The 13,944-nt window shown below is 70.9% G+C and carries 16 protein-coding genes; 5 read left to right on the forward strand and 11 right to left on the reverse strand.

Features of this window, described 5'->3' with window-relative positions:
• Positions 1-281 precede the first annotated feature (281 nt).
• The 8 genes from ABZ098_RS43200 to ABZ098_RS43235 all read right to left on the reverse strand — a co-directional run bounded on the left by ABZ098_RS43200 (position 282) and on the right by ABZ098_RS43235 (position 8,916).
• Positions 282-926 carry a hypothetical protein gene (locus ABZ098_RS43200; RefSeq protein ID WP_356600254.1) on the reverse strand — a complete coding sequence of 215 codons (645 nt, stop codon included), beginning with the start codon at positions 924-926 and terminating at the stop codon, positions 282-284.
• 268 nt (positions 927-1,194) lie between these two features.
• Positions 1,195-1,929, reverse strand: a complete 735-nt coding sequence (locus ABZ098_RS43205; RefSeq protein WP_356600256.1) for a hypothetical protein — start codon at positions 1,927-1,929, stop codon at positions 1,195-1,197.
• On the reverse strand, positions 1,922-2,281 hold the full coding sequence (locus ABZ098_RS43210; RefSeq protein ID WP_356600258.1) for a hypothetical protein: 360 nt from the start codon (positions 2,279-2,281) through the stop codon (positions 1,922-1,924). The genes ABZ098_RS43205 and ABZ098_RS43210 overlap by 8 nt, the downstream gene beginning before the upstream one ends.
• Before the next feature lie 79 nt (positions 2,282-2,360).
• Positions 2,361-3,566, reverse strand: a complete 1,206-nt coding sequence (locus tag ABZ098_RS43215; protein ID WP_356600259.1) for a hypothetical protein — start codon at positions 3,564-3,566, stop codon at positions 2,361-2,363.
• Between the two features lie 186 nt (positions 3,567-3,752).
• Complete coding sequence (locus tag ABZ098_RS43220; protein WP_356600261.1) at positions 3,753-5,840, reverse strand: hypothetical protein; 2,088 nt, start codon at positions 5,838-5,840, stop codon at positions 3,753-3,755.
• A 504-nt stretch (positions 5,841-6,344) separates the two neighbouring features.
• Positions 6,345-6,632 carry a hypothetical protein gene (locus tag ABZ098_RS43225; RefSeq protein WP_356600263.1) on the reverse strand — a complete coding sequence of 96 codons (288 nt, stop codon included), beginning with the start codon at positions 6,630-6,632 and terminating at the stop codon, positions 6,345-6,347.
• A 492-nt stretch (positions 6,633-7,124) separates the two neighbouring features.
• Positions 7,125-7,676, reverse strand: coding sequence for a GNAT family N-acetyltransferase (locus ABZ098_RS43230; RefSeq protein ID WP_356600265.1), 552 nt, complete (start codon positions 7,674-7,676; stop codon positions 7,125-7,127).
• Positions 7,677-7,689: 13 nt separating this feature from the next.
• Positions 7,690-8,916 carry a twin-arginine translocation signal domain-containing protein gene (locus ABZ098_RS43235; protein ID WP_356600267.1) on the reverse strand — a complete coding sequence of 409 codons (1,227 nt, stop codon included), beginning with the start codon at positions 8,914-8,916 and terminating at the stop codon, positions 7,690-7,692.
• A 170-nt stretch (positions 8,917-9,086) separates the two neighbouring features.
• On the opposite strand from ABZ098_RS43235, the gene ABZ098_RS43240 reads away from it, so the two are divergent.
• The 5 genes from ABZ098_RS43240 (at position 9,087) to ABZ098_RS43260 (ending at position 11,429) form a co-directional block, all read left to right on the forward strand.
• The gene (locus ABZ098_RS43240) at positions 9,087-9,542 is read left to right on the forward strand and encodes a hypothetical protein (RefSeq protein ID WP_356600269.1); all 456 of its coding nucleotides are present in this window, start codon (positions 9,087-9,089) and stop codon (positions 9,540-9,542) included.
• A complete protein-coding gene (locus ABZ098_RS43245; protein WP_356600271.1) occupies positions 9,539-9,922 on the forward strand; it encodes a DUF6415 family natural product biosynthesis protein in 384 nt (127 codons plus the stop codon). The genes ABZ098_RS43240 and ABZ098_RS43245 overlap by 4 nt, the downstream gene beginning before the upstream one ends.
• Positions 9,923-10,087: 165 nt before the next feature.
• Positions 10,088-10,291 carry a hypothetical protein gene (locus tag ABZ098_RS43250; RefSeq protein ID WP_266453341.1) on the forward strand — a complete coding sequence of 68 codons (204 nt, stop codon included), beginning with the start codon at positions 10,088-10,090 and terminating at the stop codon, positions 10,289-10,291.
• A gap of 196 nt (positions 10,292-10,487) precedes the next feature.
• The gene (locus ABZ098_RS43255; RefSeq protein WP_356600273.1) at positions 10,488-11,054 is read left to right on the forward strand and encodes a hypothetical protein; all 567 of its coding nucleotides are present in this window, start codon (positions 10,488-10,490) and stop codon (positions 11,052-11,054) included.
• Between the two features lie 87 nt (positions 11,055-11,141).
• On the forward strand, positions 11,142-11,429 hold the full coding sequence (locus ABZ098_RS43260) for a hypothetical protein (protein ID WP_356600275.1): 288 nt from the start codon (positions 11,142-11,144) through the stop codon (positions 11,427-11,429).
• A 139-nt stretch (positions 11,430-11,568) separates the two neighbouring features.
• Here the strand turns inward: ABZ098_RS43260 and ABZ098_RS43265 are convergent, their stop codons facing one another.
• Genes ABZ098_RS43265 through ABZ098_RS43275 form a run of 3 tightly spaced genes read right to left on the reverse strand, consistent with a single transcriptional unit; the run spans position 11,569 to position 13,768 of the window.
• Entirely contained in the window at positions 11,569-12,438 is an 870-nt protein-coding gene (locus ABZ098_RS43265) for a P-loop ATPase (RefSeq protein ID WP_356600277.1), read from the reverse strand.
• Positions 12,435-12,875 (reverse strand): hypothetical protein, encoded by a 441-nt coding sequence (locus ABZ098_RS43270; RefSeq protein ID WP_356600279.1) that lies wholly within the window; start codon positions 12,873-12,875, stop codon positions 12,435-12,437. The genes ABZ098_RS43265 and ABZ098_RS43270 overlap by 4 nt, the downstream gene beginning before the upstream one ends.
• Positions 12,872-13,768 carry a hypothetical protein gene (locus ABZ098_RS43275; RefSeq protein ID WP_356600281.1) on the reverse strand — a complete coding sequence of 299 codons (897 nt, stop codon included), beginning with the start codon at positions 13,766-13,768 and terminating at the stop codon, positions 12,872-12,874. Before ABZ098_RS43275 ends, ABZ098_RS43270 begins: the two co-directional genes overlap by 4 nt.
• Between the last annotated feature and the right edge of the window lie 176 nt (positions 13,769-13,944).

The raw sequence follows: 13,944 nt of genomic DNA on the forward strand, positions 1-13,944 counted from the left end.
GGTGGTTCCCTCGTCGGGCGGGCAGGACGTAGTCCCGACCGCGCGGCGGTCCGGGGTGTCAGGGCTCGCGCTTGCGCGACCGCGTAGCGGCTTGGCCTTGGCGCCCCGGGCTGTCGTGTGGTGGCCTTTGGTGCCCGGTCGGCGAGGGGGCCGCGCCGCGACCTCCCTCCACCTTCTCCCCTCGATCGGCTGCAGCTGCACGATGGCCCCTCCCCCCTCGGAGGAAGGGCCCGCCGGAGGCTTCTGTCTTTGTCGCCGTGGACGCAGGCCACGCAGGCCGGCTATTCGCTGCTGGTTCGGGCAGCGAGGCTGCGCAGGAGGCGGGAGGCGCTGTCTTCGTGGATGCCGAGTTCGTCGGCGAGGGCGCGGGCGGTGAGGGTTTCTCCGCGCTCGAGTGCGGCTTCGGCGAGCAGCTGGACGCGCTGGAGCCGGGGGGTGAGCCCTTGGGTGGGCTTCTTGCCCGGCTTGGTGCGGGGCGCCTTCTCGTGGCGCCGGTGCCATGCGAGGACGTCGGGCCAGTAGCGGCGGCCGTCTTCATCGGGTTCGGGGTAGGGGTCGGCGCTGCCGGCGGGGTTCCTGCGGGCGTGGTAGCGCACGGCGGAGCGGTCGCGCAGGTTGAGCCGTTCGGCGATCTGTGCGGTGGTGACCTGGTCGCGGCGGTTGTCGTCGATCTCATCGGCGTGCAGCTGGACGCCGATGCCGTGGGTGCGGCACCACTCGGCGACCTGGTCGCGGTTGAACTCCTTGCTGCCGTCCTCGCGGTGGCCCTGGGAGCGGGGGAACTCCTGCTCGTCGGTGTTGGCCCAATAGTGGCGGATGTAGTGGGCGGTCCGGCCGGTGGCAGCGGCGATGTCGGCGAGGGTGATGCGCGCGCCGAGGGCGGCGAGGCGCTGCTGGAGCAGGTCGCGTGCCTCGTCTTCGGTCATGATCGGTGTCCTGACGGGTCGGGCCTAGACTGTCCGCGCTGGGCTTCTTGGGCGCGTGCCGTCCGGGGTTCTGGGTCCGGCGTGAGGCCGGCGGTATCTGCCCGATGACCGCCGGCCTCCTGCATGCGCGGGCAGGCGCGGAGTGGGGCCGGCGGACGAGCGGCTTCTGTCCGCGGTGGCGGTCCCCGTCCCAGCCGGGGGCCGATCCGCGGCGTGCAGCGCACACAAGGTGCGGCACGTCATACTTTACTCTACTGGCGGGGTGCTGTCAGTGGTTGGGAGCGGGAATTCCGACGGCAATGCGGGCGCCGACCAGCCGTCCGGCCTGGGCGGCAGTACGCAGCGCCTTCTGTACGGCCTTGTCGTCGCGGCCGGTATCGGCGAGACCGATGTCGCCGGCGTACAGGACGGCCCATCCGTAGCGGGCGGCCTGGGCGAGCCAGCCGTCCGGCAGTTCGACGGAGCCGACGTAGAACTTGGCGCCGTCGGGTTCGAGGACGAGCAGTCCGTCTTCGCCGGCCGGGCCGTGGCCGAGCAGCAGTACGCCGACCCATTCGGCGACCTGCGGCGGGGCCTGGCGCAGCCGGGAGACCAGGGCGAATCCGCAGCTGAGCAGATGGCTGGGGATCACGCTGGTCAGCTCTGTCTGGGGTCCGTCGTGGACCAGGTACACCTTGGAGACGGTCTCGGCGACCAGTACGGGCAGCGGGGTGCTGCCGTGGTGGATGAGGGCCGCGGTCATCGTCATGCTGTAGCCGTCCGCCGGTGAGACGGGGGCGAAGTCCTCGCCCATGGCGAGGACCTGGGACGGGCCGCACCCGTCGTGGACGTACACGACGTGGGTGAAGGCGTGGTTGGTGCGCGCGACGACGTTCACGGTGCCCGACAGGGGCTTTTGACACTGCATGCACGTGGCGTCGGTGAGGGAGATCTCGGCTGCTCGGGCCATGCCGTCTGGACCGAGCAGGGTGCGGACTTCCGGGCTCATCTGCAGCTCAACCACGAGCGCGCTCCTGGTGGTGCTGGTCGAGGACGGCGGCGGCGTGCTCCTGGCGGGCGTAGCCGCGGGCGTCGGTGTCCCATCGGGTGTCGGTGGCCGGCACGGGGCCGCGGCCGGTGCCGTGGGCGCGGTCGTGGTCCAGCAGGCGGCGGGCGGTGTCCTCGGCATCCTGCTCGCTGGTCGCCTGATCCTCGACCTCGGCGAGGGCGGGCACGGCACGGTCGGCGAGAGAGGCGCGGTGCACCAGGTACTCGCGTTCGCGGCGGCGGTCGCCGGGATGGACGGTCAGCTCGTCGTCCAGGCGCTGGACGGCGGCCGTCGCGCGCAGCAGGGCGAAGGGGTCGGTGGCGCTCATCAGGTCCTCTCGGGAGGGGAGTTGCCGGTGGCCGGAGCCAGCTCGAATGGCTCCGGCCACCGTGGTGGTCGTGGGCAGGTCACACCGGCTCGGGGTCGTCGGCCTGCCCGGACCCGTCGGTCTTCTTGCTGAGCTTGTGCACGGCCTGCCGTGACACGCGGGCCCGCCCGGCGATGTCGGAGTCGCCATAGCCCCACGAGATCGCCCGGGTGACCAGCTGCAGGCGTTCGGCCTTGTACTTCTCCAGCCGGGCGCACTCGGCACCGACCACGGCGAGGCGGTCCCAGTCCTGCTCACGCAGCCGGGCCCGGTGGCTGTAGGCGGCCTCCTTCGTGCCGAACAGGCGCAAACCCTGCTGGGCGGCGCGCAGTTCCTCGCCCTCGATCCAGGCGTTCAGGCCTGCGTCGGTGGTCTCGGAGGTGATCTCGCTGGCGGCCAGCACCTTGTGCTCGGCGTCCCAGTCGGTGAAGTCGCGTGCTGGCCGGGGGTCTCCGTCCATGAGGACGGTGCGGTACCAGGACCGCACGCCCAGCACCTGCAGGCCCACGCCTGAGCCGTCGTGGTAGGGCTGGCCGAACACCTTCTTCACCTCCTGGTGCCAGTGCTCGTTCGCGCCGATGAAGCGGGTCTGGTACTCGCACTCCTTGGCCAGCTTGTCGAGGGACAACCCGAGCAGCTCGGGGCGGTAGACCTGGGGGAAGCGCGCGACGATGTCGGCGAAGTCGACCAGGTCGGCGTCGACCTCGCGCGGGGCGGCCTCGCGGTGACGGGAGGTCAGGCGGCACAGCTGACGGCCGGCGTGTGCGGAAGCGGCCGACCAGTCCAGCTCGCCCCCGGCCTCGAAGAGTCCGTCGAGCAGGTCCTGGGCGTACGGCTTCACCAGCTCCAGCAGCGCGTTGGCGCCCTCGACGTCGAGGTAGGGGCGGCCGGTGAAGCCGGAGTCCACCCCCCAGTTGAGCAGCTCTGGCACCGGTTCGAACCACATGTGCGGGCCACTGCCGGGCGTGAAGAGCTTGCCCGGATGCCAGCGGTTCCACGTCGGCTTGGGGACGTCACTGATGCTGCTCCAGCTCGGGTCCCAGGGCGCGCGGTGCTGGGTGTTCTCGTGGAAGGCCAGCTCGCCCGTGATGGTGTTGAGCAGGACGTGCTGGTAGGCCCCGGGCGCGGAGGCACCGGCGACCGGCTCGGACGGGATCACCTCCGTTACTGGCGTGATGGTGACCTGCGGCGCCCGGTAGGTGGTCACCTCGACCTGCGGGACGGCCACGGCCTCGTGGTTGCTCATCCAGTTCCCCTCGTCGCTGAAAGCGGTCTGACGTAAACAGGTTGACGATATCTCAGATATGCGTCAACTGGTTGACATAGATTGGCCAGAAGGTGAGCGCGGCTAATAACAAGCCCTGTGGTAGGACCATCCGAAGATCGGAAAGGGCGCTGCAACAGCGGGAGAGTGCCACGGCCTGCCGTGACGTCAAGCGGTGGCGATGCGGCGCTCGATGCGGGCCCTGGCGGTGGCGTGGTCGCCGCGGCCGTCGGCGGTACGCGGGTAGCGGCGGCGGGGCTGGCGGGCCAGCGTGGTGAGCACCAGGGCGGTCTGCTCGGGGTGCGTCTGGACGCCGGTGCGGATGCCGGCCTTGGGGGCGTGCATCCATTCCTCCTCCTGGCACCACCAGCGGTACAGCTCGATCTCGACGGCGTACCGGCGTGCACGGCTTGCCGTGACACCGAAGCAGCCCAGCGCCTTTGCTGCAGCGCCCAGGGAGCCGGGCCGTACGCGGTAGTACGGGGTGCTGGAGCGGTCGGCGGCGAGGGCCTGGCGGGCAGCGTGCTGGTCGGCTCCACGGCGGCGGAGAACGGCTCCTGCGGCCGTACGGCAGCGTTCCCCGGGCACGGCCTCGCAGGTGGGGCACTCATGGTGGACAGTCATCACCGCGCGCGTGGCGACCAGCAGGTTCTGCATGCGTCCCAGATGCTTGGAGACTGTGCGGACGCTGTATCCGGTGCGCTCGCACAGCTCCGTGAGGCTGAGGGTGCGGTCAGCGTGCAGGGTGAGCTGCTGGTAGACCCGCCCGGCGTGGTGGCCCAGCCCGCCGGCGTGGTTGGCGGTGGGGCGGCCGTAGGCGAAGAGGTCGGCCTGGCCGGCGGCGAGGCGGGTTTCCAGGCGGGAGATGAGGGTGGGGCGGTCTACCCCCTTGGGGGGCAGGTTTCTTTGTGTCCCACCCCGTGCAACGAGGGTGAAAGCAGGGTGCGAGGCGGTGACGGGGAGCAGTTCGTAGGTGTTGGCGGGGCCGTTGTCCTCGGCTCGGGCCAGCCAGCCGTCGGGGCTCAGGCGGTCGCGGAACGCCCGGCTCATGGTCGAGCGGCCGTAACCGGCGGCGAGGGCGGCCCTGCGGGCGTCCAGGCTCAGCACGGTGCTGCCGGACTGCAGGGCCAGCAGACAGAACACGTCCAGGGCAGCACGGTCGGCGGGCCCGGACTCGCACGTCCAGCGCTCCGGGCAGGCGTCGGCGGCCTGCTGCAGCTCCTCGACCAGGGCGACGACGTTGGCGAGGTTCTCCGTCCACTCCAGGGACTCCTGCGAGACCGGCAGCTTGGCCGCGTACGCCACGCACCGCTCCCACTGCCGCTCGAACTTCTTCTCCACCTCGGCCTGGTTGAGCATGACGCGCAGCGGGCCCACGCCCGGCGAGGTGCACAGGTGCAGCAGCCCACCCTCGCGGTACTGGCGGTCTTCCAGCAGGCGCTCAACCATCGGCTGCGACCAGCGGCGCAGGGCCAGCCTGGTGAGCACAGAGGCGCACACCTCGCTGACCCGGTCGGCAGGCGGACGGCGCGTCAGCAGCGCCATCGTCTCGCGGTCGAGGACGGTCTTCGGGGTGCCGGCCAGCCGGGGGCCGTCGTCGTCGATGATCTCGCCGAACGCGTCCCGGCCCACCAGCTTGGGCCGTACGTCCACGGTGGCCGGGACGGCGTCGATGATGAGCAGCAGCCGCAGGAACGCGTCGGAGGGGTTGCCGCAGGTGGCCGGGGTGAGCAGCTCGGCGGCCCGGCGAGGGCTCGACGGGCTCAGCAGCTCGCTGCGGCCTCCGTTGCGGTGCGGGGCCCCGATGGGACGGACCGCGCCCGTACGGGACTTGAGCAGGCCGTAGTCGAGCGTGGGCAGGCGCTTCGCGGCGGCCACGGCGATGGACTCGACCACCCGCGCGTCCAGCAGAGTCTCGGCGGCCACCCATACGTGCCGTCCGCCGGCGGACCCGGAGGCGGCGACCACGTAGGTCAGCCCGGCCTCCTCCAACCAGCGCAGCAGAGTTGCGAGGTCCGGGCCGACCTCGCCACGCTTGGTGTCGAGGTCGAAGCAGATCCAGCGGAAGGCACGGAAGAAGCTCGACAGGTAGACGGCGTACGGCCCGCGAGGGGCCCGGTCAGGAAGGGAGCGCTCGATGTACTTGTGCTGCCACTGGCCCGAAGAGTTCTTGGTGTCGACGCGCACCGACAGCCGCGGGGACAGCCGCAGGAACAACTCCTGCAGGTCCGCGCGCGCGGCCCGTGGGGCGGGCATGACACCGGTATGAGGATTGTGAATCGGGGCAGATGACGGGCTGTGCACGCCCGGTTCCCCGGACACTCCGGGGGTGGGCATGAGCTGTCCGGCACCGTAGCTGTCCGCTACGATGGGAGGGCTCCTAACTCCATATGAACGCCGAAGCCCCCTCTCGCCGAAACGGCGGAGGGCCTCGAACGCGGCCAACCAGGTCGCTCAAGAGGGCGCTTCTAACTCCGTGTGGTTAGGGGACAACCCGCCCGACAGTCGCCGTGGAAAGCGGCTGTGGGGCTCGACTCACCTCCTCCTTTTGGGGGCGAGGACCCGGGCCTGGAAAACCTGGGACCTCTGGATGGATGGCGTTGGGAGACGCCTCTGGGTGGGTGTTGCTGTAGCAGGCAAAACATCTTGGGAATCAGCGGCTTGGAAGGGCACGCTGGTCCCGGTACGTCGTAGGGCGCCGCCCCGGTTGGAAGTTTGACCGGGGCTTTTTGGCGCGCTCAGACGGTCATGCGGGAGGCGCTATCCGGTCAACGGAAGCGCCTCCTGTTGGGTGAGTTCGTCCGCCCATACGGGTCGGCCGTTCTCGTCGACCGGCATTCGCTTGATCAGCTCGTTGACCAATCCGGCGAACGACAGCCCTGTGGAACTAGCTGCCTTGATGGCCTTCTCTGCCATGTCCGGCACGATCACCACGCCTGTGCGCCAGTTCTGACCGGACTTCGGGTCGTACGTCACCGGCCGTCCGGTCTGCGCGCGACCGCGCACTGGCCCGTTGGCCTCGACACCCTTACCGATCTTCCTGGTCACGTTGCCGATCTTTGCATATCCCGCCACGCTTTCACTACCGACTGGCCGTGTGTCGTGGGATTTCCCGTGGGGCGGGCGTTTACCTTTCGGCTTCCCCTGTCGCGGGAGGTGAGGGCACATCAGGAGAGTTCGACCGCTTTCGAGTTGGGCGAGGCCCGCGCCGGCGTCTTGCAGCACGGTCAAGGGCGGTCCTGTGACACCATCCGATCCGGTCACCCAACGTCCTTTCCGCTGCGGCTTCATGAGGTCCTCACAAAGCCGTAGACGTATCGGCCCCCGAAATCGTTACAGGTAAGGGGACGCCAGTTTCCGCACGTCAGGTGGTGTCCCCTCGGACGGGACGACGGGCGGGGTGTCTCCCGCTGGGCGTCCCGTCTCGCGGGAGAGGGCTGTCCGGGCCTGCGGCCCGACGGGCATGTCGGTGGTGTCCTCACGGTGAAAGGAACGTCGTCCGTCGGATTTTGTGACACCCCTGCTCGTGGCCGGGTCCGGTCAGTGCTGCGGGAGGTCGAGCAGCATGGCGTGGAAGAGGGGCGCGTCGGGGATGCGGGGGCGCAGGTCCCCCAGCGTCTGCCAGCCCCACGACTCATACAGCGCATGGACCTTGGGGTGCTCCTGGTCGACCAGGAGCGTGGCGCGTTCCTCGGGCCGGTCCTTGAGTAGCGCGTCGTGCAGCTGGCGGGCGGTGCCGGTCTTGCGCCAAGGGAGGCGCACCATCAGCTCGCTGAGCGCGTAGGTGCGGGTGCCGGTCTCCTCGACGACGTCGGCGGGCACCTCGGTGAGCAGTCCGCCCCACCACGGGGCGCCGGCCGGGAGCGGGGCGCCGTAGGCGTAGCCGACGGACTGGTCCTGGTCGTAGCCGACCACGCAGGTCCAGCCGTCTCGGCGGCTCCAGCCGTCCAGTCCCTTGGCGAAGCGGTCGACGGTGGCGAACGGGTCCGTCTTCGCGGCCTCGGCGTACACCTCGGCGTAGACGTCGAGCAGCAGCTGGCGGATGTCGGCGGCCTGGTGGTGGTCGTAGTGCCGTATGTCGAGCGCGGTCACGGGCGGGGGGCTCCTAGGCGGTGAGGGTGCGGCGGACGGTGGCAAGCCGGTCGGTGATGCGGCGGCTGTCGAGGGAGGTGGCTTCGATGCCGGAGACGGTGGCCGCGGCCTGCTCGCGCTCGCCCTGGGCCAGCTGCAGCTCGGCCAACTGCACGGAGTAGTACGCCCGGTTGCGGCGCATCGAGGGCGGCAGCAGGGCGAGGGCCTGGACGGTGGCGGCCTCGGCGTGGTCGTAATGGCCCAGGGCCTGGTGGGTGATGGCGGCCAGCCCGGACAGTTCGGCCGGGGTGAGGAACGACAGCCACGTCGGCGCTGGCACCGACGCGTCGACCCGGTCGTAGGCGCGCTCGGCGGCGAGCAGGGAGCGGGCGGCGCCGGTGCGGTCGCTGGTGCGGGCCTGGCCGATGGCGAGGCGGGCGTGCAGCAGGGCGGCGATGTGCGGGTCCTGGCGGGCGCGGCGGTTGTCGAGGGCGGCCCGGGTGATCTGGACGGCCTCGCGGTGGCGTCCCTCCAGCCGAGCCTGCATGGCGAGGTTGGACCACGCGCGGGCCGCGGCGGACGGGTCGGCGGCGAGCAGGGCGCTCTGCAGGGAGGCGGTGTGGAGCAGGGCGGCCTGCTCGGGGTCGTCGCTGTCGTGGCAGGCCCAACCGGCGGACGCGTACAGGCTGCTGATCGCGCCGTGCAGGGCGCGCTCGACGCGGTCGCCGTAGGTGCAGCCGTCGAGGGCGTCGCGCAGCCGGGCGATGTAGCCGGTGGACACGGAGATGAGCGGGCCTCCGCCGATGGAGAAGAAGTGGGCGTCCATGCGGCCGATGCGCTGGTGGATGCGCTCGACGTCGCTCATGGACAGGCGCCCGCTGGTGGGGGTCTGGTCGATGCCCAGGGCGACGGCGACGGTGGTGGCGGCGGATGCGGTGATGAACCGGCGACGGTGCACGGGCCCCTCCTCCTGCTGTGCCGGCCGCGGCGGGCGGGGAAGGTTGGCGCTGGCTTTGCCGCGCGGCACGAACCCCAGTGCCTGGGCCGGACGATCGAAGATCCGTTCCAGTGGCAGAAGGTACTTCGTCCACGGCCAGCGGACTTCGCCTGAGATCCACCGCCGGACATGCCGGTCGCTGCAGTCGCCGGGCTTGCCGAAGATGGTCTCGGCCACCCGGTTCACCTCGTCGGCGAGGCCCTGGTGGGTGAAGTCGCACTCGTCGAGCAGCGCGTCCAGTACGACGTTGCGCTGTCTGTCCATCGGGGCCCCCGGGTTGCTGTGCGTGCGCGAGACGGTAGTGCTGTGGCATCCCGCGCGTAGGCAAAACTGTCCGGTCTCTCGACGGGAAGTGCCCGCATTGCGACCTGATCCCACCCGGACGGGTGGCGGTTGTCTGGGAGTACCGAGACGCACTGATCCGGGAGCCCCCCGTGCCGAACTCCTCCGCTGGCCGACGCCGTTCCACCTGGTCCTCGAAAGCCGACGTGGACGACCTGCTGCGCGAACGGTGGCGCCGCGCGGACTGCCGTACGGACTGGGCGCACTGCGGCCGGGAGTGGGACGCGGTCGTGGTCGAGCTGAGGCGGGGTCTGGACCTGCTCGACGCGCTGCGCCTGGGGCGGCACCGGGGCTACCCGGTGCTGGCGGACTACCTGACCAACCGGCTGTACGTGATGGTCGCCCCGGGCACCGGCAGCGTGTGCAGGGACGTCCCGGGCGTCCGCGTGCTGTCGACGGGTTCCCAGGTCCTGGTCCCGGTCTCCGGTGCCGGCACGGCCGCGGCTCACTGGGTGAGCGTTCCTCGGGCTTCGCGGCTCGTCGACTCCAGCAAGCTGGCGGGCGCGCTGCTGCGCTCGGTCAACGCCGAACAGGCGGTGGCCTCGTGAGCGGGCATCAGGTGGTCCACGATCCCGAATACGTCCTGGACGACGTGCCGCTGGACCGGGAACGTCACCAGCTCCTGGTGCGGGCCGTGCTCGCGGTGACCGACCCGGCCGGGCTCGCGCCGGCGGACTGCGAGCAGATCGCGCTGCAGTTGACCGGGCACGCCCGGGTCGTCGCGCGCGACGTCGAGCAGCTGGTCGAGCAGTTCCCAGAGCGCGACGGGCGGAGGGTGTTCTCGGAGGACGTTCTGGAGCGGGCGCGGGAACTGCTGGCCCTGCCGCTGGAGCCGACCCTGCGGTGCGCGCAGGGCCGGGCCCGCATCGTGCGCGACCTGTACGCCCGGCTCGACCGGCTGAGCACGCCTCGGCCCGTACCCGACTGAGCCGGTCCACGGTCCCGGCCCGTCGCTTTCCCCGTGAGCGCGGGCCTTCCCCGGGCCCCGGTGGTGCAGAAGAGCTAGGGCGGCTCTGCACCACCGGGGCCACCTTCGTACGCGCACGAGCACAGGGCCTCGTACGCTGCTACGACCACAAGGAGGGACTGGAGCATGCCTCGCCTCATCTACACGGTGAACAAAGCGCTCACGGACGCGCAGATCACCGCCCTGTACGACCTCTCGGAGAAGAGCAAGGTGGTGATCGGCCTGTGGCAGAACACGCCTTCCCCCACCCGAGACTCCTTCACCTGGTACATCAGTGGCGGACTCTTTCGGGTCCTGCGGTTCCGGAAAATCCTGAAGGCGCTGGGCTGATCGAGCCTGTCAGGTCGTCGTGTACGAGCAGGCCAATGCCCCTCCCGGCCTCCCTCCGGCGGTCGATCTTGCTCACGGAGCGCTACATGTCCGTCTGCCGTAGCAATACGAGCGCACCCCCAAGTAGCGCAAGAAACAAGCGATATGCCCAGGTTGACCTGAAGCAACTTCCTCCCGGCGGGATCGTTCACCGGGCATGACCGTGCACGCGCTGCCCGACCCGTCCGACGTCGACCCGGAACCGTACGTGCCCACGCCCGGCGAACAGCAGGCGCTCGACTCGATCGCGGCGGCCGGCACACGGGCCGGGCGGTGGCTTCGGGCTCGGGCGGTCGAGCAGGGGGAGCGGCCGGAGTGGTGCCACGGGCGAACCAACCCGCTGCTCGACCTCGCCGAGACGGTGGAGACGATCCTCGCCTCCCTCGACCCGGGCGCGACCGGCCACTGGGCCACCGACAGCCGCGGTGGCTGGGTCGAGGGGGACCTGGGGGTGCCGGAGGAACTGCTGGACCGGCTCGACCCGTACGCCAGTGTCGGGCTGACCGGGTACACCGGCGTCGACAACGAGGACCACTGGCACGGCAACCAGCTGCCTGTCGAGCACATCGCCACGCTGATGGTGGTGGTCGGCTGCGCGCGGATGGCGGTGGACACGCTGGCCAACCACTTCGAGCAGGATCTCCCCAAGCTCGCGCGGACCATCGACCACGCCCTCGGTGCCGGCGAGGCTCCCCCGCCCGCCCCCGTGCCCCCCTCATCGTGATCAAAGGGTCACCCGTTGTCAGTAGCGGCTGCTTTCATGGTCCGTTGCGCCGGAGCGGCGCGGTGCCCAGGGGAGGGGAAGCACACCGTGGTTCAGGTACGAGAGTACGAGCGGGCGGACGGCACGACAGTGCGGGCGCACTCGCGCTGGCATCCGGGAGCCCGGCGGGAACTGACCATCTTCGCCGTATTCGCCCTGACGGTCCTCGGCTTCGGCAGCAGCGGCGGCGGGTCGACCGGCACCGGCTCCGGCGAACGGTTACCTCGGCCGCAGCAGACCGGGGTGTACCCGGTGCATTTCCCCGGATGGGACAAGCCCGTGCCGCGGCCGACACCGACGGTGTCATACCCGATCCGGTGGGACCGCAGCCAGTAGGCGCGGCGCACGGCGTGGACCCGGGGCTTCCCCGGGGCCCATCGTCTTCGCGCCGGGAGGCGGTCGGGCTTAGAGTCAGCAAAAGCGCCCGCAGCCAGCTCGAATGGCTGCGGGCGCCCTCGTTGGTGGTGCCGGACGGTCAGCGGTCCACGACGTCCTTGTCGAGGTCGCGGTGGACCAGGTCGACGACCAGGTCGCGGCCGACGAACTTCTTGGCGGCGTCGGCCAGTCCGTACGCGGCGGCCTGCTCGACGTCCCCGGCGACCACGGCGCGCAGGGCCATGGCGGTTGTAGCGGCCCGGTGGCGTCCGCCGGCACACTGCGTCACCACGGTGAGCGGCGCGGCCGTCGGTCCGGCGAGGTAGCCCTGGACCTGCAGCGCGGTCGCGGTGATGACTTCGCGCACGCCCGGGGTGGCCATGACGGTGTCGCGCACGACCTGGTCGTGGGCGGTGAGTTGGCGCAGGTCGGCGCTGAGGGCGTGCGGATCGCGGAAGTGTCGGCGGAGGTCGAGTGCGATGGTGGCGTGCTGCAGGACGTCGGCCCACTCGCCCTTGTCCTCGTCGTGCAGGCGGCCGATGGACACGATCGTGACGTCCGGCTGCGGCGGCTGAGCAATGACACGGTCCCGCTTGGGGTCCCACGCCGTGCAGTGCGTGGTCTTGCGGCCGTCGTCCCACAGCACGGTCATCCCCCACGGACCCCAGCCGTCGGGCTTGTCGTCGATGCTCAGGACCTCGTACTCCTGGCCCCAATACCCGTTGTAGTAGCGGCCGCCCACCTTCCGGGGGCCGACCTGGTTGGCGATCCAGTCGGTGTCCTCGTCCCCGGCGTCCGTCTCGTCGTCCGGCCCCGCGGCGGCGGGACCACAGTGCCCGTCGCAGCCGTCTCCGTCGTGGATCGTGCAGTCGTAGCGGTGGACGCGGGTGCCGTCGTCGTGCAGCTTCCAGCCCTCGGCGTCGTGGGGACCGGCGTCGTAGGTCATGGCGCTCTCGGGTTCGGTGCTCACAGTGCCTCCTCGGCGGTGTGCTCGACGCCCGGCGGCAGGTCCTCGACTGCGAGGTCGGCGAGCTCGGCGGCGAGTCGGTAGATGACGCCGGCGTACGGGCGTCCGATGTGGGTGATGGCGATGACGTCCTCGACCAGCCATCCGGCGGCGATCGGGGAGAAGAACGGCTCGCTGCGGGTGCATACGCGGTGGGTGCCTCGGTCGACCTGGCCCAGTTCGCGCCGTGCGCGCTCCAGCCGGGGCAGGTCGACGGTCGGGCGCGTCGCACCGCGCTGCGCGGCGATGATGGTGTCCAGGAGCATGCGCATGGCCGGGTAAGCCGCGTTCCAGCGCGCGACCAGCCGCTCGGCGCGAGCCTGGTCGATGCGCGGGTTGGTGCGCACCGTCTCCACGGTGAGCGTGGGCGTCAGCCGACGCGGCACGGTGCTCGGGGTCACTGCTGGCCCCCGTACAGGTGGGAGATCAGGATGTCGAGCAGCTGGTAGAGGTCGGTGTGCTCGGTGATAGTCGGGTCGGCCAGCTCCAGCTGCCCCAACTGGCGGGAACGGGCGGTGAGCCGGGCGGCCACGAAGCGGAAGCCGTAGGCGTGGCCGTCGTAGCCCTCGGGCTCCGGGTCGTAGGCGAAGGTGGCGAGGATGTCGACGCTGCGGCGCTGGTGTTCGGCGCGGGCCTGGAAGGTGAGGCTGATGGTGTCGCGGCTGTCGCCGTGGGTCTGGTTGGAGACCATGGTGAAGCCGGGCAGGCTGCTGGTCCCCTCAGTGAGCAGACCGGCCTCGCCGGTGACGTACTTGCGCTCTTCGCCATCCTCATACCGGGCGATGAGCTGAGTCTCGCCGGTCTTGCGCTCCTCGCCCATCAGGCCGGGGAACGTGAACTGGCTGTGGCTGTAGGCACGCCACTGGGGGCGGGTGGTCTCCACGGCGCTGTGCTCGCGGGCGCACCGGTTGCACAGCGGGTCGCCGTCGGCCGCGACGACGGTGGAGAAGGTGTCGACGCAGCAGAAGCACAGGAAGCCGTGCATGTCCCGGCCCCAGCGGGAGATGGGCCTGCCGGTGAGCACCAGGTTGTCCCAGGAGCCGATGGACTCGGTGACGGTGCGCTGGCGGCGGCCGACGTACTCGGCGTAGACGGAGGCGGCCCGGTCGTGGCCGTGCACGGAGACCAGGGCACGGGCCCACGCCATCTGGACCTCCTTGGCCTCCTCGCTCATGTCCGGGCGGCCGTTGTAGGGCACCAGGACGCCGAGACCGGCGTCGGCAGCGAATAAGCGCTCCATCTCGGCGAGCAGGCGGGCGCGGGCGGTCGGCTGTTTCTGGGCGGTGAGGGGCACGATGGTCTCCTTCGGCGGGTCGGCAGGTGTGGTCACTGGGCGGCTTGGGCGACGCGCAGGGTCTGGACGGCCAGTCCCATGCGGCGCTCGTGGGCCTGGTCGAGGTTGGCGCGCAGCTGCTCGGCGGTCTGTGCCGGCGTGCGGTCGAGGTCGGCCAGCGCCTGCTCCAGGGCGGG

Source organism: Streptomyces sp. NPDC006335 (assembly GCF_040612795.1).
Taxonomy (GTDB): domain Bacteria; phylum Actinomycetota; class Actinomycetes; order Streptomycetales; family Streptomycetaceae; genus Streptomyces.

Bases quoted from the DNA above. Each gene is read 5' to 3' on its own strand.
- ABZ098_RS43200 (WP_356600254.1), bottom strand. From the start codon at position 926: ATGACCGAAGACGAGGCACGCGACCTGCTCCAGCAGCGCCTCGCCGCC.
- ABZ098_RS43210 (WP_356600258.1), bottom strand. From the start codon at position 2,281: ATGAGCGCCACCGACCCCTTCGCCCTGCTGCGCGCGACGGCCGCCGTC.
- ABZ098_RS43215 (WP_356600259.1), bottom strand. From the start codon at position 3,566: ATGAGCAACCACGAGGCCGTGGCCGTCCCGCAGGTCGAGGTGACCACC.
- ABZ098_RS43220 (WP_356600261.1), bottom strand. From the start codon at position 5,840: ATGCCCGCCCCACGGGCCGCGCGCGCGGACCTGCAGGAGTTGTTCCTG.
- ABZ098_RS43235 (WP_356600267.1), bottom strand. From the start codon at position 8,916: ATGGACAGACAGCGCAACGTCGTACTGGACGCGCTGCTCGACGAGTGC.
- ABZ098_RS43250 (WP_266453341.1), top strand. From the start codon at position 10,088: ATGCCTCGCCTCATCTACACGGTGAACAAAGCGCTCACGGACGCGCAG.
- ABZ098_RS43255 (WP_356600273.1), top strand. From the start codon at position 10,488: ATGACCGTGCACGCGCTGCCCGACCCGTCCGACGTCGACCCGGAACCG.